The organism is Microcoleus sp. PH2017_08_TRC_O_A (genome assembly GCF_020738665.1).
Taxonomy (GTDB): Bacteria; Cyanobacteriota; Cyanobacteriia; order Cyanobacteriales; family Microcoleaceae; genus Microcoleus.
Map to the genome: position 1 here is coordinate 84,612 of NZ_JAEQCE010000023.1, position 20,611 is coordinate 105,222.

Annotated in this window: 19 protein-coding genes; 5 read left to right on the top strand and 14 right to left on the bottom strand. The window is 47.1% G+C overall.

The window, feature by feature from the left end; genetic code table 11:
* Positions 1-11: 11 nt before the first annotated feature.
* From JGK22_RS10385 to JGK22_RS10395, 3 genes are all read right to left on the bottom strand, one after another.
* Positions 12-2,270 carry an alkaline phosphatase PhoX gene (locus JGK22_RS10385; RefSeq protein WP_293191005.1) on the bottom strand — a complete coding sequence of 753 codons (2,259 nt, stop codon included), beginning with the start codon at positions 2,268-2,270 and terminating at the stop codon, positions 12-14.
* A 386-nt stretch (positions 2,271-2,656) separates the two neighbouring features.
* Entirely contained in the window at positions 2,657-3,397 is a 741-nt protein-coding gene (locus tag JGK22_RS10390; protein WP_293178035.1) for a response regulator transcription factor, read from the bottom strand.
* Positions 3,398-3,509: 112 nt separating this feature from the next.
* A complete protein-coding gene (locus JGK22_RS10395; protein WP_293178032.1) occupies positions 3,510-3,674 on the bottom strand; it encodes a hypothetical protein in 165 nt (54 codons plus the stop codon).
* A 511-nt stretch (positions 3,675-4,185) separates the two neighbouring features.
* Between JGK22_RS10395 and JGK22_RS10400 the strand changes: the two genes are divergently transcribed.
* Positions 4,186-4,932, top strand: a complete 747-nt coding sequence (locus tag JGK22_RS10400) for a creatininase family protein (RefSeq protein ID WP_293312813.1) — start codon at positions 4,186-4,188, stop codon at positions 4,930-4,932.
* A 219-nt stretch (positions 4,933-5,151) separates the two neighbouring features.
* Here JGK22_RS10400 and rpsF read toward each other — a convergent pair whose 3' ends face one another.
* Positions 5,152-5,487, bottom strand: a complete 336-nt coding sequence (gene rpsF / locus JGK22_RS10405; RefSeq protein WP_293146945.1) for a 30S ribosomal protein S6 — start codon at positions 5,485-5,487, stop codon at positions 5,152-5,154.
* 66 nt (positions 5,488-5,553) lie between these two features.
* Between rpsF and JGK22_RS10410 the strand changes: the two genes are divergently transcribed.
* Positions 5,554-6,420 carry a carbohydrate ABC transporter permease gene (locus tag JGK22_RS10410; RefSeq protein ID WP_293178230.1) on the top strand — a complete coding sequence of 289 codons (867 nt, stop codon included), beginning with the start codon at positions 5,554-5,556 and terminating at the stop codon, positions 6,418-6,420.
* Positions 6,421-6,705: 285 nt separating this feature from the next.
* Positions 6,706-7,050 carry a nuclear transport factor 2 family protein gene (locus tag JGK22_RS10415; RefSeq protein WP_293178227.1) on the top strand — a complete coding sequence of 115 codons (345 nt, stop codon included), beginning with the start codon at positions 6,706-6,708 and terminating at the stop codon, positions 7,048-7,050.
* A 159-nt stretch (positions 7,051-7,209) separates the two neighbouring features.
* On the opposite strand, the gene JGK22_RS10420 is transcribed toward JGK22_RS10415, so the two are convergent.
* The 7 genes from JGK22_RS10420 to glyA all read right to left on the bottom strand — a co-directional run bounded on the left by JGK22_RS10420 (position 7,210) and on the right by glyA (position 17,651).
* Positions 7,210-9,741 carry an HDIG domain-containing metalloprotein gene (locus JGK22_RS10420; protein ID WP_293312821.1) on the bottom strand — a complete coding sequence of 844 codons (2,532 nt, stop codon included), beginning with the start codon at positions 9,739-9,741 and terminating at the stop codon, positions 7,210-7,212.
* 457 nt (positions 9,742-10,198) lie between these two features.
* On the bottom strand, positions 10,199-11,341 hold the full coding sequence (locus tag JGK22_RS10425; protein ID WP_293191011.1) for an ADP-ribosylglycohydrolase family protein: 1,143 nt from the start codon (positions 11,339-11,341) through the stop codon (positions 10,199-10,201).
* A gap of 607 nt (positions 11,342-11,948) precedes the next feature.
* A complete protein-coding gene (aroQ, locus tag JGK22_RS10430; RefSeq protein WP_293312822.1) occupies positions 11,949-12,389 on the bottom strand; it encodes a type II 3-dehydroquinate dehydratase in 441 nt (146 codons plus the stop codon).
* Positions 12,390-12,503: 114 nt separating this feature from the next.
* Complete coding sequence (locus JGK22_RS10435; protein WP_293178014.1) at positions 12,504-12,641, bottom strand: hypothetical protein; 138 nt, start codon at positions 12,639-12,641, stop codon at positions 12,504-12,506.
* A gap of 595 nt (positions 12,642-13,236) precedes the next feature.
* A complete protein-coding gene (locus tag JGK22_RS10440) occupies positions 13,237-14,490 on the bottom strand; it encodes a competence/damage-inducible protein A (protein WP_293312815.1) in 1,254 nt (417 codons plus the stop codon).
* 224 nt (positions 14,491-14,714) lie between these two features.
* Positions 14,715-15,770: an MraY family glycosyltransferase gene (locus JGK22_RS10445; protein WP_293178008.1), complete on the bottom strand. Its 1,056-nt coding sequence runs from the start codon at positions 15,768-15,770 to the stop codon at positions 14,715-14,717.
* Between the two features lie 597 nt (positions 15,771-16,367).
* Positions 16,368-17,651 (bottom strand): serine hydroxymethyltransferase, encoded by a 1,284-nt coding sequence (glyA, locus tag JGK22_RS10450; RefSeq protein ID WP_293193772.1) that lies wholly within the window; start codon positions 17,649-17,651, stop codon positions 16,368-16,370.
* Positions 17,652-17,961: 310 nt separating this feature from the next.
* Here glyA and JGK22_RS10455 point away from each other — a divergent pair, with 310 nt between their 5' ends.
* Positions 17,962-18,159 (top strand): hypothetical protein, encoded by a 198-nt coding sequence (locus JGK22_RS10455; protein WP_293133771.1) that lies wholly within the window; start codon positions 17,962-17,964, stop codon positions 18,157-18,159.
* Here JGK22_RS10455 and JGK22_RS10460 read toward each other — a convergent pair.
* The gene (locus tag JGK22_RS10460; RefSeq protein WP_293193774.1) at positions 18,152-18,400 is read right to left on the bottom strand and encodes a hypothetical protein; all 249 of its coding nucleotides are present in this window, start codon (positions 18,398-18,400) and stop codon (positions 18,152-18,154) included. The genes JGK22_RS10455 and JGK22_RS10460 overlap by 8 nt on opposite strands.
* Before the next feature lies 1 nt (position 18,401).
* Between JGK22_RS10460 and JGK22_RS10465 the strand changes: the two genes are divergently transcribed.
* Positions 18,402-18,875: a Tic20 family protein gene (locus JGK22_RS10465; RefSeq protein ID WP_293177999.1), complete on the top strand. Its 474-nt coding sequence runs from the start codon at positions 18,402-18,404 to the stop codon at positions 18,873-18,875.
* Between the two features lie 131 nt (positions 18,876-19,006).
* Here the strand turns inward: JGK22_RS10465 and JGK22_RS10470 are convergent, their stop codons facing one another.
* The gene (locus JGK22_RS10470; RefSeq protein WP_293177996.1) at positions 19,007-19,783 is read right to left on the bottom strand and encodes a fumarylacetoacetate hydrolase family protein; all 777 of its coding nucleotides are present in this window, start codon (positions 19,781-19,783) and stop codon (positions 19,007-19,009) included.
* Between the two features lie 92 nt (positions 19,784-19,875).
* Entirely contained in the window at positions 19,876-20,475 is a 600-nt protein-coding gene (locus JGK22_RS10475; protein WP_293312817.1) for a 5-formyltetrahydrofolate cyclo-ligase, read from the bottom strand.
* Between the last annotated feature and the right edge of the window lie 136 nt (positions 20,476-20,611).

Here is a 20,611-nt window from a genome sequence, read left to right on the forward strand (position 1 = left end):
TCAAATTGAAACTAAGTCAACGGCTGCGAATTCACCCGCCGAATTGCCACCACCGCAGGTTTAGGTGGATTATTAACTGTTTTAAGAGGCCAATTCGATCCTACGGGCACTTTTCGAGTCTGCAAAAATTCCTTACCATCAATAGTCTTCATGGCAAAATTGCGATCGTCTGCCGCCATATCCTGCCGCATTCCGTTAATTTCTCCTGGATGCTGAATTGACAAAAACAAAGTCTTTTCATCCTCAGTAAAAAACGGCCCAGTAGTTTCGCACTCCATCGGCCCAATTCCAAACAAAAAAGCCTCCCCAGCATTGGGGCCAGAAGCCGGCAAAAACCAAATTGCATTGTTACCATACAAACCGCGCAAATTAGATTGGCTAATCGGTTTCCCATCTTTATCAACTCGGCCCGCAGCAACAGGTGCATTCAGTTTGTCAGAAGACATATCATTTACCATCCAAACATTGCCACCCTTGTCAATCAGTAAATTATCTGGATTAGAAAAACCCAATCCGCCCGAAGCCGGTTCGCCACCCGTCGCAAACATTTTCCACTGAAAAGTCATTGCAGATGGCTCGTTACCCTCTTCAACTAAGCGCATAATCCAGCCGTATTCGTAAGATTTGCCGTCCTTCCCTTGAAAAATTCGCAAATCCGGCCCGCCGTCGCTATCGCTGGCAGAACCGGAAGTAAAGGTAATGTAGAGAGAACCATCAGGAGCAATTTCAGTGTCTTCGGGACGAGCAGTGCAAGTAGCTCCTGCCGCACTTGCGGCATAATGAGCATCAATTAAAATTGCACCTTGTTTTTCCTTAGCTGTGCCTTCGTAGAGGTCATTTAAAGTCTTGAATTTTTGTTTAAAAGCAACTGCTTCTGCATCTTTTTCGACTTTGACAAAACCGCCTGCGGGACGCAGCGGCAAATTAATCATTCCGCCTCCATGAAGGCTAGGCAAATCTGGATTGACAGGCGTGTCAGTTTTTAATGGAATCCACCTACCGGTGCCGTCAGCGTTAAACTTGGCAGCATAAAGCATTCCGTCTGTCAATAGCTGGGAATTAGCTTTATCTTTGGGGTTTTTAACTGCGTTTTTGCTGACGAATTTGTAAATATGTCCGCTGCGCCGATCGCACCCCGAGTAAAATGCTAATGGTTTTCCGGCTACTACGCGAATGCCTACAGCTTCGTGGCGGCAGCGTCCCAGCCAAGTGTGTTTGGTGCCGTAGTCCTTGGGGTTAGCCGGATCTACTTCTACCATCCAGCCGTATTTATTACCCGCCAAGCCGAAGACATTCCCTAAACCGCCAATTTCTTCCTTATCTATGTAGAAATTTTTATTGCTTGGATCGAAGGATGTACCGTCTGCAAACACAGGTTCCGGTACGAAATTCTGGATGTTTTCTTCCGCACTAAAAACCGTTCCCCAAGGCGTAGTCCCGCCCGCACAGTTATTAAAAGTGCCGATGATTTTTGCGCCCAACTTGTCCGAGTAGCCTTTACCTTTTTTGTTGAACACGGCTACCGCCGGGCCGGTGGATTTGAGGTAGCGCCCGTCTTCTAGGCCGGAAATACCCGTAATTCGGCGATCGGCTGGAGAATGCGTTCTTACCCATTTGCCATCATCATTTATTTTGATAGAAATTACCCCGATTCCCACCTCAATTAAAGCTGCTTTTGACACTTCCGCAACCATTTTTTTTGTCTGGTCTTTTTCCGACGCAGAAAAGGCATTGACTCCCACTTTTCCGGCGGAGGTAGCTGCCGCTTCTAACTTAGCAAAAGGCAGAGATTTCCCAATAACTTTTTGATAAGTTTGTATCCAGGGCTTGGCACTGATGTACTCGAAATTAACAGTTAGCAATCCCTGATTTTTGCCAGTTTCTACAAAGGAGAGATAGTCATTGTTGTAGCCGAAGTGAGAATCGCCCACTTTGTCTCCCCAAGCAGCTACGATATCGTAGGTAAAGCCTTCTGGAAGCAGGAGGTCGTCGGCTACTTCGTAAGCGCTGTAAGCTTGCATTTGCTGCTGGGTGGACGCACTGCTAATGGGGATGAATTGTCCAGTTTCTGTTAAGGTGCTACTGGTTAGTAAAGGCATCGGCCCTTTGACTGGTTGGAAGTTTATGCCTCGTGCCATATTATCCACACTCTTGGCAGAGTTAACTGGCGGTGAGAAGGGCATGGCAAATTTTTGTTGGCAAGAATTGAGTGCAACACTACCGCCCGTTGCACCCAAGAAAAGTAGGAATTCTCGACGCTTGATAGTCATAGGTAAAAAAATGGTTAAGGACTAATTATCCGCAGACTATAAACTCAATTGACGGTCATTTTTTTGAAAGGTATGTTGTTGGGCTTTAGCCCCGTTTATCTATACGTCTCAAGAGGGCCCAAGCCCAACAACGTACCTATGCACTCGAACATTAATCTCTAGCTTTTTGTAACACAATTTGCTGGACTTAAGGATATATTCCAATTTAATAAAGGTATGTTGTTGGGCTTTAGCCCCGTTTATCTATACGTCTCAAGAGGGCCCAAGCCCAACAACGTACCTCATCAATAATTGCCCCATACATACAAATAAGGACACAACATTGTTGTATCCCTACCTACGTCATATTTAACTCGAACTTGTAACCATACAACAGATTAAAACAATCAACCAAATCGATAGCCGAACCCCCGTACTGTAATGATATATTCCGGTTGACCCGGATCGATTTCCAACTTTTCGCGCAGCCAGCGGATGTGAACATCTACTGTTTTGCTGTCTCCGATAAAATCTTGACCCCAAATTTTTTCCAGCAACTGATCGCGAGACCAAACTCGCCGGGGATTACTCATAAATAGTTCTAGTAAGCGAAACTGTTTAGGAGAAAATTTTACTTCAATACCGTGAACCAAGACGCGGCACTCTTCAGGATACAGAGTTATGTTCTTATATTGCAGCATCATCGGTTGTGGCAACTGACCGAGGCGCTGGCGCCGCATCAGTGCCCGACACCGGGCGATAAACTCCCGCATTCCAAAAGGCTTGGTGAGATAATCATCCGATCCGGCTTCTAGATAAAAAGCGCAGTTGTTTGCACTTCCTCTAGCACCGATAATCAAAATAGGAACGGGATTTCCTTGATGTCGTAACATTCGACACAGATCTAAACCATTAATTGAGTCCATAATTAATAGGTTGAAACCGAATTCACCGTGGTATGACGAGGAAGCTTGCACAGAAGGCAGAGCGTTGCGCCCGTCGCTAGTAACCACCACCTCATAGCCCTGTTCTTTCAGGGCTAAAGCTAGCATTTCCCGCAACAGGTCTTCACCTTCGAGTAACAAAATGCGGCCGGCTTGTCCAACAGCCAGCCTTGAAGGACTTTCGCTTAATTCAGCAGAAGACATAAATATCAGTGGGAGTTGTGTTTGTATGTGGCTAGCGGGAGGTGCCTTCTTCAGTAGCTGAGGCACTCTAGCGCTGCGATCGCTTTTTATGAACGATCGACTATTCAATCACTTATAATCTTTCGCCAGTCCATCCGACAGACATACGCTCGACTATTTCTACTTGCTCGTGCAAGAAATATAGCCGTTGAGCAGTTGCGATAGCTGCGCTGTCTGCCTGCGTCCAGGCGTTAGAAGCCTGGTCATTGTTCGGGGTCGGTATTACTTGGTAAAACATTGCCCGCTTTTAATTGACCAGGTTACACCCAATCTATAGGGAGATGGCTTTATCGTACAGGCAAAAGGTTATTAAAAGGTAAAGTTTTAGTAAATAAATGGTTAATTTATTAAAGATGAGTAATGTTGTTCTTAAAGTTTAACCGAACCCTACAGCTTTGGTTGAAGATACAATCTCGATCGGATTTACGCTCGAAAACTTGGTAACTGGACAAATATTGGGCTAAATTAACGATTAATCTGGCAATCTGACGGGTTTTTGAGGAATAGTGTTTTGTGGGTTGGACGGGAGCTTCGTGGGTTGGACGGGAGCTTCGTGAGTTGGACGCGAGCGGGTGTCGTGGGTTAGACGCGAGCGGGTGTCGTGGGTTAGACGCGAGCGGGGACGCTCGCACTAGACAGGAACCGGACGCAAGCGGGGGCAAAGGCGAGGAGTTTTGAACGCGAGCTACAACTGACCCAGGCCCGCTACGATCGACAATACGAAGTAAAAATTCTGTAGATTGCCTATAATGTTGCTGCATTTGAGTACCTGGCTCGAGGTTGAAGCTTATCTTGAGAGCTCCCGAGGCATAATTATCCCGATCGGCTCCACCGAACAACACGGGCCCACCGGTTTAATCGGAACTGACGCGATTACTGCTGGTGCGATCGCCCAGAGTGTCGGAGAAGCTGCCAATGCCTTAGTCGGCCCGACAATTAATGTCGGTATGGCTTTGCACCACACCAGCTTTCCCGGTAGCATCAGCCTCCGACCGCAGACCCTAATTCTTGTAATCAGAGATTATATCACATCTTTAGCAAAAGCTGGATTTGAGAAATATTTCTTTATTAACGGTCACGGTGGCAATATTGCCACGATGAAAGCAGCATTTTCCGAGACATACGCGCATTTGTCTGATTTGAATCTAGCAAATGCCGATCGAATCCAGTGTCAAATCGGCAACTGGTTCATGTGCGGTTCAGTCTACAAACTAGCCAAAGAATTGTACGGAAACCAAGAAGGTTCCCACGCCACCCCCAGCGAAGTTGCTGTAACCCAGTACCTTTATCCAGAAGCAATCAAGCAAGCACCGCTTTCGGAAGAAGTTGGATCTGGGCACAAAATTTATAGTGCTGCTGACTTCCGCCGCCGATTTCCCGACGGGAGAATGGGTTCAAATCCTGCCTTAGCAACTCCCGAACATGGCCAACAATTTCACGATTTAGCAGTCAAAGAATTGACTAACAATTATTTGGAGTTTTTAAACTCAGATTAACAATTGCGTGAACTTGATAAATCTGGTTTCGATCCGAAGCCAGATATCCCTAAATCTCGCTTAAAAAGCAGGGCGGTTTTATAGAAGTTACGTTGTTGGGCTTTAGCCCAAAGGTACGTTGTTGGGCTTTAGCCCAAAGGTACGTTGTTGGGCTTTAGCCCTCTTTATATATATGTCTAAAGAGGGCTGAAGCCCAACAACATACCTTAGACACGAATGCTAGGCAGCAGCTTCCTCTTCAGCTTCAGCTTCAGGTGCATCTGGGACATCTTGCTTGATCGTCAAATAGCGAATCACCTCTTCGCTCAGACGCATCGCGCGTTCCATAGGAAAAATTGCAGCGCCCGGAGCTGTATAGTTCATTTGAACGTATACCCCGTCGCGGTGCTTGCCGATTTCGTAAGCCAAGCGACGCTTGCCGCGGTGCTGAGTTTCGATATTTTCAGCACCTTGATCGCGCAAAATTGTTTGATATTTCGCGATCGCCTGGTCAGTCATTTCTTCACCCAAGTCAGGGCGCAGAATGTACATTGTTTCGTAAATAAACGGTTTCATGGCAATAATTCCCTTATGGACAACAAGGCTTCTCATGAAGCAAGGACTTATCATCATATACCAACTATGAACAATCTCAAAACTAAAAAATCAAATTCCCCAAACCGCAGTCGATCGTCGTGGAGTACGCTGTGGATCTATGGGATGATGAGCGCGATCGCACTTTTAATGCTCTTCCCCTTGCTGTGGCTGCTCAGTACATCCCTCAAAGCCCCCAGCGAAAACATCTTTCAATATCCCCCGCAACTGTGGCCGCAACAGCCAACCCTCGAAAACTTCATCAAAGTGTGGCAAACCAACCCCTTCGGGCGCTACCTGTTCAACAGCACCCTGATTGCAGGCCTCACAGTCAGCATCAATGTTTTGTTTTGCGCGCTTGCGGCTTACCCCTTAGCCAGACTTAACTTTCGCGGCCGCGAAGCCATTTTAATTACAATTATTTCCACAATCATGATACCCTTCCAAATAGTCATGATTCCGCTGTACATTTTGACAGTACAACTCGGATTAAAAAATAGCTATTTAGGCGTAATATTTCCCGGACTAGCCTCAGCCTTCGGCATATTTTTATTGCGGCAAGCATTCCTAGCAGTTCCCAAGGAATTAGAAGAAGCCGCCCGCATCGACGGCTGCACCGAATTAGGCATTTGGTGGCACGTGATGATTCCGGCAATTAAGCCGGCTTTAGTTACTTTAGGAATTTTTGTATTTATCGGTTCTTGGAGCGACTTTTTGTGGCCGCTGCTAGTTTTAGACAGACCGGAATATTATACGTTACCTTTAGGCGTAGCAAATTTAGCCGGGACATTTTCTTTAGATTGGCGTTTGGTGGCGGCGGGTTCCATTATTTCTATTATTCCTGTTTTAGGACTGTTTTTGCTGTTGCAAAAATACATTGTGCCGACAGAAACTGCCGCCGGAGTCAAGGGATAGAATTACGGAATTGGGCATTGGGCATTGGGCATTGGGCATTGGGCATTGTTAGTCTAAAATTCTTCCTTCTTCCTTCTTCCTTCTTCCTTCTTCCTTCTTCCTTCTTCATACAACTCACAAAATTTATTTGTTATGTACGAACTACCTGAAATCCGCTTGATTGTTGAGCGCGCTGCTGTTATAGATGCGATCGTAGGCTTTGCAAATGCGATCGATGCCAAAGACTGGGACAAATTGCGTTAGCGAAGCCCTCGAAGAGGATCGCACCTAGCGGACGAAATAGATATCGACTATTCTGACTTTCGGGGTGAAACTCCCAGACGAATAACCGCAGAAGAATATATAAAACAGCGGGTAGAGGGACTTGCAGGTTTGCTAACGCTGCACGTCAGCACGAATCATGAAGTAACTATTCACCACAATACAGCCAAATGTCAGTCTGCATACCAAATTTATCGAATTGACCCCAGTCGCCAAGCTGGAGAGAATCGGCTGGATACAGCAGGAAACTATTTTCACTCTTTGATTCAAACAACAGACGGACATTGGCTGATTGACGGAATCAAGCAAACTGTAGTAATTGTCAGCGGCAATCCTCAGGTTCACGGTGCTCTTCGCGCTACATATTAAACCATTTTAGATTTTAGATTTGGGGATGATTTAACCTTAAATAGGTTCGTAGTGAGGACTTCAGTCCGCATAAAATCAGAGGACTGAAGTCCTCACTACGAACCTAATAACGGTATTTTTACTATAGTAAATCTCTCCAAAAATATAACTTGCAAGTCTCTACCTCGGAGTAAAAACTGCACTAGGATAAGCAATCCGCTTGTGATTGAACTGTTCCCAAACCCGCACAAAAATCTCCGCAATTAAAGACATATTCTCCCGAGTCAAACCAGAATCCAGCAACTGATTATCCTGCCAGCGCGCCCGCAAAATCCGATTAACCATATTCAAAGCTTCCTCATGAGTGGCATCCTTGAGCGATCGCAAAGCAGCTTCACAAGAATCCGCCAACATCAAAATTCCAGTTTCCCGCGACTGCGGAATCGGCCCGTCGTAGCGAAAATCCTGCTCCCTCACTTCCCGGGTTTCGATTGCTAACTTTGAATTGTCCGCAGCAGCCAAAGTAATATTTAAATTTTCAGGTTCTTTTGCAGCAATTTGCTGCGCTTGATGGTAGAAATAAGCAATTAACATTGTGCCTTGATGTTCAGGAATAAACGCCTGAATCGCCTTCGGCAATCGATGCTTGCGCGCCATCACCATCCCCTCAGTAACGTGCTTTTTAATAATTTCGGCGCTCGCCCAAGGGTTATTAATTTCATCGTGTTTGTTGCCCCCGCCCATTTGATTTTCGCAAAATCCGCTTGGGTCGTGCATTTTTCCAATATCGTGGTATAGCGTACCAGCTCTAACTAACTCAACATTGCAGCCGAGTTCCCTCGCCGCAGCCTCCGCCAAACTAGCCACAAATAGCGTGTGCTGAAAAGTCCCCGGAGCTTCGGCAGCCAACCTCTTTAACAGCGGGCGGTTGGGATTGGCAAGTTCCGCCAGCCGGATCGGGGTAATCAAGTCGAAAACGTGTTCTAAATAAGGGCTGATGCCGATCGCCACCACGCTCCAAGCCAAACCAGCCAAACTTTGGCAACCCACCGTACCGAGTACGACGTACCAAATCGCACCGGCAGCAGCGCTAGCAATCAAAGTCCCCACCAGATAGACGCTGCCCTGAGTCAAGCCGACAGCCACGCCCAGAAGAGCCAATTCCTCGCGCGATCGCAACCTTCCGGCCATAAAAGCGCCCAGCAATCCCCCCGCCGCGCTAGCCACCAAATGAATCAACTCTACATCCAAGCCAATGGGTAGCAGCGCCGACAGCAGCCCCACCACAGTCACTCCCACCGCCGAACCGTAGAAGCCGCCTGCTAAAATCCCGATCGCGGGTAAAGTCGTCCAAGGCAGCCCCAAACTCACCAGCACCGGCGCGCTCAAAGTCAGCAGCAGCAACAGCAAATGATCTCTCCGGCGCAAGCGGTAGTGCCTTTCTACCAGCAACACGATCGCAATAGCCCCCGCGACTAAACAAACAAAACCCGCCAGCCCCAACCAATTTACACCCCGCCGGCTCAAACCAAAATAGTCCAGCAATACAAAATCTTGCTGCGCGATAAGTTTTCCTTCTGCAACAATAATATCGCCCTTCTCTACGGCGATCGTCACCGGTTTCACCTTTTGCGCGGCCAATTCCGCTAGCTGTTTGGTTTCCTCGGGATCTCTCACCAGATTTGGCTGCAAAATCGCACTTAAAGCCTCAACCGCCAAAGCTTGGGACTCTAACGGCACTTCGTCTGCGACTTGCAGCTTCACAGCTTCTTTCAAAATCTCTTTTGGTAACCCCTGCGGGATACCTTGAGCCAGCATCATTTTTGCCACCCGACTCATACCCGTTTGGGTTTTCTCCCAAGCTGCATCCGACAAATCAAACAGGGAAGTATCATAAATCTTTCGGAGCGCGGAAACCGACGGTTTTTCAAGCGCCTCCACAGCATTGGCATAGCGCCCGCGAGCCTCGGAAATACTATCTGTCAGGCTTTGAAAATCTGCTGCTCCGACCGATCGGCTGTAAGCTTGCAGTTGAGCAATCGCATCTTGCTGAGACTTGTTATCCGTCGGTGCAGCAATTGCCGGGGAATTCAAATTCAACCGCTCAAAATTTGCACTGTTGTCCCCTGCTTGCGCCAAAATCGATCGCCACTCCCACTCCGGACACCCCCTCAAGTAAACCTGAGCCGCATTTGAGAGCGCCGAGGGCGGCGCAAATGGAAACGGGCTTACCGCCCGCCGGAGTTGGCTCCCCTGTTGCCAAAATTGTTGCAATTCTCGCTCGATTTGTCGATCGACCGCGCGATCGAGCATTAATATCGGTACAGCCCCGATTCGTGCTGATGAACGGTGTTCTTCAGTAGTTTTGTGATCGGGAATGCTAACACTAGCAGGAGCCTTAATCGTCTGAGGAGCTTTCGTCCCCACATCCAATTTCGGCTGGTTGTAGAAGCGGTGACCAAGAGTGCTGCTGAGGGAAACTACTGCTACCAGGGCCAACATCGGGGAACGAGCCTGATTTTTGAGGCTAGATTTTGAGGTTTTACTTGTCAATCTAATGAAAGTCTCGGGCCCAGGCCATTTCTGGGGCAAAAAACGGCTCAGGAGAGGCCCGCCAGGGCGATCGGCATCTGTTTTACTGTCACCATTTTGCACTTGAGCAATGTGTTGGCGCAGCGAGCGCGTTGCCCCTAGCTGCTCAATCTGTCGCATTAATGAGGAGAGCGTATTCATTTGTGTCGAAGATATATCACTGTTACTCAGCAGCTTTGTCAGAAATTCTGACTGTGCATCTTGATTGAGTTTATCCGAACTACCGTACCTGAATATTCTAAACAAGCAGGCTAATTTACCAGACTCTCGACAGCCGTTCGATTTCCTAAGTGTCGCCAACAACGCCAGCAGTTACTACCCCTTGTCTATCTCAAACAGCTCTCGTGCGCTGTGGCTAAAAACCCGCTTTCTCTGTCGATTCCTAGTTTCCCAATCCTATATTTTCCTAGAAATCGGGTTTGAGGAAGCAAGCGCCTCCGATTTAAGTTGTTACTTGTTAATTTTTAATTGTCGCTCTCCTTTCGCTGTCACTTGTGACTTGCTAATTGCTAATTGTTAACTGCTAATTCTTAATTGCTAGTTTCGGGTTTCCCCTCCTGTTCCAAAGCTTCCAACTTTATATTTTCCGAGGTCTAATGACATAAGGTGCAGCCACTGCGCGGGCTAGGGCTGCGGAATCGGGCCCCGCCGAAGGGTTGTAAACTCCAGCCCAAACTGCAAACAGGTTACTTGCTAACTCCAAAATTTTTGCATCGCTGCCCGTTCCCCACAGGGAGGGTTCTCGGCCCTCGACTAGCGGCTGCGATTCAACCGCCGACAATACTTGTCGCCATTCTACAGGAATCGCAGCAGCGCCATTGTAGGCTCCTGACAAAGCTCCCGTCAAAGCGCAGGTGAGTTGTCCGGCTATCCCGCTACGGGCGGCCCGCACTACTGACAAGCGTAAGTCTTCTGGGGTGCTCAAGAAGCAGTAGAAAGCTAGGGCAATGGGAATAAAATTTCCTGGATTGACATTTGAGTGAGTTTCTGATTGTTTCTCGCCCTCTTCTGGTTTTCCTCGCAAAGCTGTGGCGCTTTTGCACAGGTGAGTGGTGGCTGTTTCTAAATCGGCTCCCTGTTCTAGTAGTATTTGCACTTGCCGCAGCAACTCGGTTAAGGCAGTATCTATGTTTAGGTAGGCAATGGTTTGTTCGATCGCTGTCCCGGGGTCAAGTCTTTGTTTGAGCGATCGGGCGATCGCATATCCTATAGCTAACACTGCTGTCTGCAACTGTGCCTTATTTTCGTTGGGCAAAACATCTGTCGCCAGCATGATTTTTTCTCGCAGCTTGGCCTTATTTTCGTGAAAAAACATCACGCATGGCAGCGCAGCAACCGCAGCTTCACAAGGGTTAAGCAGGCTTTGAAACTCTGTGTTTGGAGAATGGTATATTTCCGACTTTGCCAATACTTCCCAAGTATCGCGCCAATCTTTTAAATCTAAACCGTTACACCGAATTAAACTTTGAGCGCACGCTACTGCAAGTCTCCCGCATTCGGAATATTTGCCCCTGAGTATTTTGGTGTTGGGAGAATTCAAGGCTAATATTGCGCCATTCAGGGTAAATTGTTGGTGTTTTGTCAGTTGTAAAATCGGCTGCAAGTCTTCGGTTTGGGGGAGGATACCCGCTAGTTGCCTCTGGTATTGCAGGCCTATAGAGTCTCCTAAAACTGCCCCCAGGATGGTTCCTTGAAACTTGCTCAACAGGGAATGCCGCATTTGAATTTAACTCAAGTTGCTACTAATTGGTCAGTTGTCAGTGGTCATTGGTCAGTGGTCAGTGGTCAGTGGTCAGTGGTCAGTGGTCAGTGGTCAGTGGTTATTAGTTATTAGTTATTAGTTATTAGTTATTGGTTATTGGTTATTGGTTATTGGTTATTGGTTATTGGTTATTGGTTATTGGTTATTGGTTATTGGTTATTGGTTATTGGTTATTAGTTATTAGTTATTGGTTATTAGTTATTAGTTATTAGTTATTGGTTATTGGTTATTTTTTGCTTCGTCATTATTATTATTACCCATTACCCATTACCGATTCCCCATTACCCATTACCGATTCCCCATTACCCATTACCGATTCCCCATTACCCATTACCGATTCCCCATTACCCATTACACCCATTACCCATTACCGATTCCCCATTACCCATTACCCATTACCCATTACCCATTACCCATTACCCATTACCCATTACCCATTACCCATTACCCATTACCCATTACCCATTACCCATTCTTCTGATTAATTTGAATTCAAGCCAAACATATAAGGGCTGGTTTTCCATCTAAAACCGGCCCTCATCCGATCTCGAAAATCGGTGAAATTTTAATTTTTAATCACATAACTAACTAGAGCTTGTAGCCCCAGCCGATAACTTTCTGAGCCAAAACCGCTGATTTGCCCGATCGCCACCGCCGCGATATACGAGTGGTGCCGAAAAGCTTCCCGTCGGTAAATATTGCTCAAATGAACTTCCACCGCAGGGATATTCACAGCGGCGATCGCGTCTCTAATTGCCACACTCGTATGAGTATAAGCTCCAGCATTAATCAACAAGCCTTGGTGCTGCCCTAACATTGAGTGAATTGCATCCACCAAAGCCCCTTCATGATTCGACTGCTGAATAGAGACTTGCACCTGGAGGGCTTGCGCTTCTCGTTCTAGCAACTTGTTGATATCATTTAAAGTCGCAGAACCATAAACTCCAGGTTCTCGCTGACCCAATAGATTCAGATTAGGGCCGTGAAGTACCAGGATATTTAACAATTTTAAAAATTCCAGCGCAACAAAATTTATGAGATTTTTGAGAGTTTTGACTTGGGATTTAGAACCAGTCTTCAACCTCAAACCTCAAACCTCAGATTTCACATCTAGTCCCGACTACCGGCGATGCCTGGGTTGGTTGACTGGAATAGGAATCGGTTCGAGTTCCGGTTGAGCTTCTGGACTCAGCAGTCCTTCTATCAGCTTGCGAACCCATTCTTTAATTTGTTCCAGCACCTTTTCAATGTCTTCCATTGAACGGATAGCTCCTTTTTTTATAGTCTAGATTGGTGACGCTCCTACTCTGAATCAAAGATTACAGCGTAGGCATCTGAGTCCTGTTAAGGATATCGAGATCTTCCTTCGAGGTACTCCAAAATGTTTCTCTCGCTCGGCGTTTTATAGTGAGGAACACGTCCAGCCCCACTGTTTTTGCACTAGATCAAGGATTGTTTGTTCAGGCTGTGAAGATTTAAGAGTCCTACGGAATCGGTTAACCTTCTATCCTTCACAAACCTGGCTTTCATCCCACCCCAAATCAAAGATTAGGTCGTGGGGATTCCCGCCGAGCTAGCTAAACCGACGGCTAAATCCCTGAAAATAAGCAAGCACGACTTTGAAACCAAAGGTCAAACTTGCTTTCTCGCTTGCTGGTTGTTGGGAGCAACGCTTTTAAGCAAAGGAGAGAATCAGTGTATTTGCCAATCAGCCCTGTCTTATTATCATAACGAATCTTTACAGATAATCAATAGGCAAGGGGAAAATTACTGAAATATCTCGGACTGCAATTATTAAATAAAGCTTAAGCTTAAGGATGAGTATTGACAATTGACAAAGTGTTAGAGGTTTTCTACGCTTTTGCCAATAATTTACGCCGGAGCCGATCGAGCGCCGTACAACTACTCAGATTTCTAATCCAATCGCGAGTGCGGGCATAGCCGAAACGGTATTCAAAACTTTCAGCCTCGCCGTCGGGGCCCGCTAAACCGATATAAACCAGTCCGACAGGTTTAGCATCCGTGCCGCCTCCTGGGCCCGCGATGCCTGTAATGCTCAATCCCCAAGTGGTGTTGAGACTGGCGCGCACTCCCGCAGCCATTTGTTTTGCGACTTGCTGGCTGACTGCGCCAAATTCGGCTAAATCTTGGGGATTAACACCTAATAATCCTTCCTTAACCCGATCGTCATAGGAAATAATTCCACCCAAAAAGTACCTCGAACTGCCGGCAACACTGGTCAACATCGCTCCCAACCCTCCTCCCGTGCAGGATTCAGCCACACTAAGAGTTTCGCCAGCCAACAGCAACAATTTACCGACAGTCGAGGCGAGGGTATCGGTATCGGCACCGTAACAGTCTAAGTCAGTAATCAGTAGCAACTGTTGTTCGATCGGCTCAATTAACTTTTTAGCATCAGCTTCCGACTGGGCGCGGGCCGAAATCCGCAGTTTGACTTCGCCGTGATTGGCGTAGGGAGCAACAGTAGGATTAGTTAAACTCAGAAAATTATCTACTTTTTCCGCGAGTGCCGACTCAGCAATTCCCCAAAATTTCAACGTGCGACTGCAAATAGTTGCACTGCACCAGCCGTTATTTTTCAAGTAAGGAACGGCGATTTCTTGCCACATCAAGTGCATTTCCGCCGGTACCCCGGGAAATGTCATCACTGTGACATTGGGAACCGGCTGCCAAATAATCCCCGGTGCAGAACCTGTCCGGTTTGATAGAATGTCCGCACCTTCGGGAATTAAAGCTTGTTTGCGGTTGCTCTTGCTCATGGTGCGTCCCCGCTGAGCAAATTTTTGTTCGATATCGGCGATAATTTCCGGCCTTTCGATGAGGGGAACACCAAAATAATCGGCGATTGTTTCGACTGTGAGGTCGTCTGGTGTGGGGCCGAGGCCTCCGGTGAAGACCAAAAGTTGCGATCGACCTATAGCTATTTCTATCACCTGTTTAATGCGTTCTGGATTGTCTCCCACAACTGTTTGATAGTAGTGAGGGATGCCCAAACTCGCTAATTCTTTCGCTAAAAACTGGGCATTGCTATTAAGAATATCGCCTAACAGCAATTCAGTGCCAACACAAATAATTTCAGCAACCATTATTCTATTTTAGATTTTAGATTTTGGATTTTAGATTGGTTATTGGGCATTGGGCATTGGGCATTGGGCATTGGGAAGAAGGCCCGCGCAGGGCATTGGGCATTGGGCATTGGGCATTAATGATTGGTGATTGGTGATTCTTACTAACAAGTAACAACTAACAACTAACAACTGACAACTAACAACTGTCAACTGTCAACTGTCAACTGTCAACTGTCAACTGTCTATCTTGCGTGCCTCCAAACTTTCCAGCTAGCGTATCCCAGCAAACTTGTAGCTCCCATAGCGTAAACTATGCCACTTGGAACTGAAAAAGCTAGGGCTAAACTTCCTACCCAAAGTGTCAGCGAGTAAATAAATAAAACCGCAAATCTATGGGATAGTCCGGCTTCTAGGAGTCGGTGGTGCAGGTGGCGTTTGTCAGCAATAAAGGGCGATTTGCCGTTACGGAGCCGATCGAGAATCACCGCCGACATATCTAAAATCGGTACAGCTAAAATTAAATATGGCAGTAACACAGAAGTAACAGCCGTAGTTTTAACTAACCCAATTACTCCCACTCCAGCGAGAGTAAACCCGATAAAATAAGCCCCGCCATCTCCCATAAAGATTTGAGCCGGATTGAAGTTGTAGCGTAGAAATCCCAAGGTGCCACCAGCTAAAGCCGCTGCAATTAGGGCCGCCGCCGGTTGGTGCATCGACAGACTGACAATCAGCATCACAACTGCTGCAATCCCCGAAACTCCGGCTGCTAAACCGTCCAAACCATCAATCCAGTTAATGGCGTTGGCCATACCGACGAGCCAAATCACGGTAATGGGCAAGCTCAGCCAGCCAAGATCCGTCAGTCCCAGGGAGGGAACTGTGAGAAACTCAATTTGTACGCCCGCGTACCAAGCGATGCTGGATACGCCAATTTGCATGAGCAAGCGTTTGATGGCTGAGAGCGAAAACAAGTCGTCTGCTAAACCGATGAGGAAGAATCCGATGCCGCCGAGGGTGACTCCCCAAACTTGGTATTCGTCTTTGGGATTGAGAACTTGTCCGCTAGCATCGATGAAGCCTCCACAGAGCCAGACAAATAACAGGGCAATCAGAGTGCCGAGAAAGATAGAGACTCCTCCCAAGCGTACCATGGGGCGCTGGTGGACTTTTCGCTCGCCTGGCCGATCGACTCGCCCGCTTTTGAGACCAATGGTTTTGACTATTGGCGTACTCCAGAGGACGACGCTCGCAGAAACCAGAAAAGCGAGTACATGATACAGATACTGGTGCGGCATCTGAAATTAATTTTAAATAGTGCGGGCAATTATACTGTCAGGCAGAGTCTACTACATTTCAGATGGCTTGTAACCAGGAAACATTTTTAAGAGCGACTGGGGGTTTGGGAGCCGGAGATTTGCCGGAGTGGAAGTTGCCAGGATGCGAATTGTCAGGTTTTTAAATGATTCCTCTCGAATTAATCGTCTTTCAATCGCAATGTTGATCGACTTTTTCGATATCCATACTTGCCAAGCGAGCTGAGTTGAGCGGTATCTTTCGCGATCGACAAATACCGTTAATCAAACCAGCGCCGCTCGACAAATATTTTTAGTAAAAACTGCCTTTCGCGATCGAGATTTTCGATAAAAACTGCTTGTCAAGATCGCAAGGAACAACTCTCAATCTTTTGTAGCTCTTTTACCTTTTTACCAGAAAGAATTGGTTGAAAGCCTCTCCTTGATCGGGAGAAATTAAAATCAGACTATTCATTACTCCCATCCTATTCCTTCTAGGTAGAGGTCGCTCTCCTTCGGTCAACTGTCAACTGTCAACTGTCAACTGTCAACTGAACCGTACACTTCCAACTACCAATTCCCCATTGCCGATCAGGAAAATTAAGCTAATGCCGGCACTTTCAAGAACAAGTGCGGGTATAACGGGAAGCGATCGCACAGTGCGGCTACTCGGCGCCGACATTCGGCGGCGACGCTTTCATCATCTGGATTTAGCAGTCGATCGGCAATAATATTACCAATCTCGGTAAATTCTGCTGTTCCCATTCCTCTTGTCGTCATCGCGGGCGAACCGAGTCTCAAACCGCTGGTGACAAAGGGCGATGCTGGATCGAAAGGCACCGTATTTTTATTAGCAGTAATATTCACACCGCTGACTAATTGGTCGGCTCGCTTGCCTGTCATGTTTGCCGATCGCAAATCTACTAGCATTAAGTGATTGTCGGTGCCGCCGGAAACGAGTTTTAAACCCCGCTGCTGCAACTGTGCAGCTAAAGCCCGCGCATTTTCAATTACTTGACCGGAATAAGTTTTAAATTCCGGTTTTAATGCTTCGCCGAAAGCTACAGCTTTGCCCGCAATCACGTGCTCTAAGGGGCCGCCTTGAGTGCCGGGAAATACTGATTTGTCGAACTTTTTGCCCAGTTCGGGGTCATTGGTCAAAATCAAGCCGCCACGGGGGCCGCGCAGGGTTTTGTGAGTGGTGGTGGTGACTGCGTGACAGTGGGCGAGGGGGCTGGGATGATGGCCTGTGGCGACTAATCCGGCAATGTGGGCGATGTCGGCGAGCAGGTAAGCTCCAATTTCGTCGGCGATCGCTCTAAACTTTTCAAAGTTGATAATTCGCGAATATGCCGAATAGCCGCAAATCAGCAATTTTGGTCGGTTTGCTTTAGCCTGTGCCAAAATTTCGTCGTAGTCGAGCTGTTCAGTTTCTTTGTTGACGCCGTAGTGAAAAGCTTTAAACCATTTACCGGATACATTAACCGGCGAACCGTGGGTCAAGTGTCCGCCGTGGGACAAATCCATGCCCATAATTCCGTCCCCTGGCTCTAGCAAGCTCAAAAATACTGCAAAGTTGGCTTGAGCGCCGGAGTGGGGCTGGACGTTGGCGTGGGCTGCGCCAAAGAGCTCTTTAGCGCGATCGATCGCGATTTGCTCGATGCCGTCAATAAATTCGCAGCCGCCGTAATAGCGTTTCGCTGGCAGCCCTTCGGCGTATTTATTGGTCAGCACTGAGCCTTGAGCTGCCATTACGGCTGCGGAGGTAAAGTTTTCGCTGGCGATCAGTTCTAAGTGATCTCGCTGCCGCTGGAGTTCTTGCCCGATTAAATCGGCAATTAGCAGATCGGTTTTGGAAAGGAAGTCTAAGTTAGTGTCCGTCATTCGATTTTAGATTTTAGATTTTGGATTTTGGATTGACCCCACGGCTCAAGTCGGGGGAAGAGAGGATTTGAGATTTTAGATGCAAGGATTGATTCCACGGCTCGATCCGGGGGCTTGTACCATCAAGAAATTCTTGGTCACAATAATCAACCTCTTCAGAAATTTGGGGATTGGGAATTGGGGATCTTGTACCATACTACGGATTTCGCACCATTGACATAAATATTACGTTGTGTTCAGGTTAAGCCGTTTGTCCCAAATTCCTGACATACAATGAAATTACTGGTGTGGAACCTGCCGGAGGTATCAAATGTTAGTCATTCTAATGGAAAATCAGATGCTTGCCCCTCAGTGTGTTTGCCAAAGTTGTGTGCTCGCCGATCGCACTGGCCAACCGCGCTGGAGCGGTGGAGAGCTTCGCTGCGGTCATCCAGTTGCCAAACCTACGGAAAATTTGCCCGATCGATACGAGTGTCAAATGGGCTTCGTCATTGCCAATATTAAATAATCATCGGGCATCGGGAATTGGGCAAACAGGGAATTGGGCGAAGCGAAGCGGAGGGATGGGGCATCGGGAATGGGGCATCGGGAATGGTGACTATTGAACCCGACTTGATATAAGTACCCATGAATCTACTCGGCTTGCTCGTGTGGGCAAATTCCGGGCGAGTCGGAACGCTTGCCTGCTGCTGCGTTATCCTGAATTTAATGCGAATTGATAGTTTATCGATCGACTCAGGAGAGTTCATTATGACTTGGCGCGGATCTACGACTGTTCCAGACCGGATTTTTGCTTCTTTGCCTTACTTGCTACCGCTGATTGACGGGCTTGCCTTTGGTAGGTTTCTGTTTACACAGTTTCCTGTCCTGCAACTGTTGTTGATACCGCTATCTCCATTGATGCAAATTTATAGTTTGCCCTTTGCTAGCTTGGTTATTTTCTTTGCCCTGTATTTAGGAGTAGTTAGAAACGAAAACATCAGTCACTTCATTCGTTTTAATGCGATGCAGGCGATTCTTTTAGACATTGTTTTGATGCTCTGCGGTTTGGTTTTGCCAATTTTTGCAAAAGGCTTCCAAGTCGCATTTATTGCAGAGACTCTGTATAATATGGTGTTTTTAGGCGCTTTAGCTGCATTTTTCTATGCAGTGGTTCAATCGGCTTTGGGACGCTATGCAGAGATTCCTCCCATTTCGGACGCTGTTTATATGCAGGTACGTTAGTAAGTAGTTATTGGTTATTTGTTGGTTGTTATTTGTTGGTTGTTATTTGTTGGTTGTTATTTGTTATTTATTCGGATCAAACCTAATAACCAATAACCAATAACCAATAACCAATAACCAATAACTAATAACTAATAACCAATAACTACGATATTTTCAAGACTGCCGATGCCTTCAATTTCAATGCGGACTCGATCGCCTATTTGCAGCGGCCCAACTCCTTGGGGCGTTCCAGTCAGTATCACATCGCCGGGATTTAGGGTCATGATTTGACTGATGTAGGAGACGAGAAAGTCTGGGGAAAATACCATGCGATCGATCTGAGATGACTGTATAGGTCGATCGCTCCCATTGACAAAAGTCTGCAACTGTGCAGCAGGACTCAATTCGCGGACAATCCAAGGCCCCAAAGGACAAAACGTATCGAACCCTTTAGCCCTCGCCCACTGGTTGTCTCGCTTTTGCAAATCTCTGGCTGTTACGTCATTGGCGATGGTATAACCCCAAATTTTGCCGTGTGCTTGTTGGGGAGTGCAGTTGGTACAATGTTCGCCAATTACCAGGGCCAATTCTCCTTCGTAGTCTACCCTTTCCGACTGCTGCGGATAGCGAATTGCTCCACCTGCTGCGATGACAGCGCTGGGAGGCTTGAAAAACAGCAGCGGTTCTTCGGGTACTGGAGTTCCCATCTCGGCGGCGTGATCGACATAATTTTTGCCGACGGCTACAATTTTTGAGGGAGAGCACGGGGCGAGAATTTGGTAACTATCTGGTGCAAGTTCCAAATCAGTTGGTTGTCCTTTTAACCAGGGAGGTGCATCAAATACTTGAACGCTGCGGCTAAGTTGCAGCAAACCGTAATGGATGTGTCCTTGTGTTGTTTTAACTCGAACGTAGCGCTGGGCCATAATATTTTAGATTTTAGATTTTGGATTTTAGATTAAATAGGACTTTCAGTAGGATACATATAAACACGAATCTAGGGATAATTACTGAAAATTTATTGCTCGATCGACCTTTGGGATTTTTCCTGTATCATTTCTAACCCGCTTTCGGTGCAAACTCCGTGCAGCGCTTTGTCCCAGGAGTCTACTGGTAGCTGGGCTAGGAAGGCAAATTCAAAGATTGTGCCGATCGCAATTTTTGATTCCCACTCAGTTAAACTGAGCATTCGATCGTAATAGCCGCCACCGTAGCCCAAGCGATAGCCGCGAACATCGCAACCTACAGCGGGTACGAGGATTAAATCTACTTCTGAGGGGTTGATTTTCGGAGCATCCGGCAGCGGTTCTTGGATGCCGTAAGCGACCGTATGTAAAGCATCTCCGGGCTGCCAGACGTGCCACGATAACTGTTTGCCGACACAGCGGGGAAATCCCCACGTGCGGGGAGTTTCAAATAGGGGACTTAAATCTGGTTCTTGGCGAAAGCTAAAGTAGGCGAGGATTGTTTTTGCTTCGGTAAATAGGGGCGAGTTGTGCAGGTGGTTGCAAAGGATCTCGCTCTTTTGTCTCCATTCTTGGGCTGGTAGGGATTTGCGGGTGTTCAGGAGCGATCGTCTTAATTCGGTTTTAGTTAATGAAGGTTCAGGAGTGTTCATATTTGCGATCGAATCTCTCGTTTGAGTTCCAGTCCGGCAGGGGTTGAAAACCCCTGTCTCATAGCGAAAGTCCTCTCAAAGAGGACTCAAATTAATTGCATTTTGCATCAAACTCTGTAGTCGGTTTTAACCGACT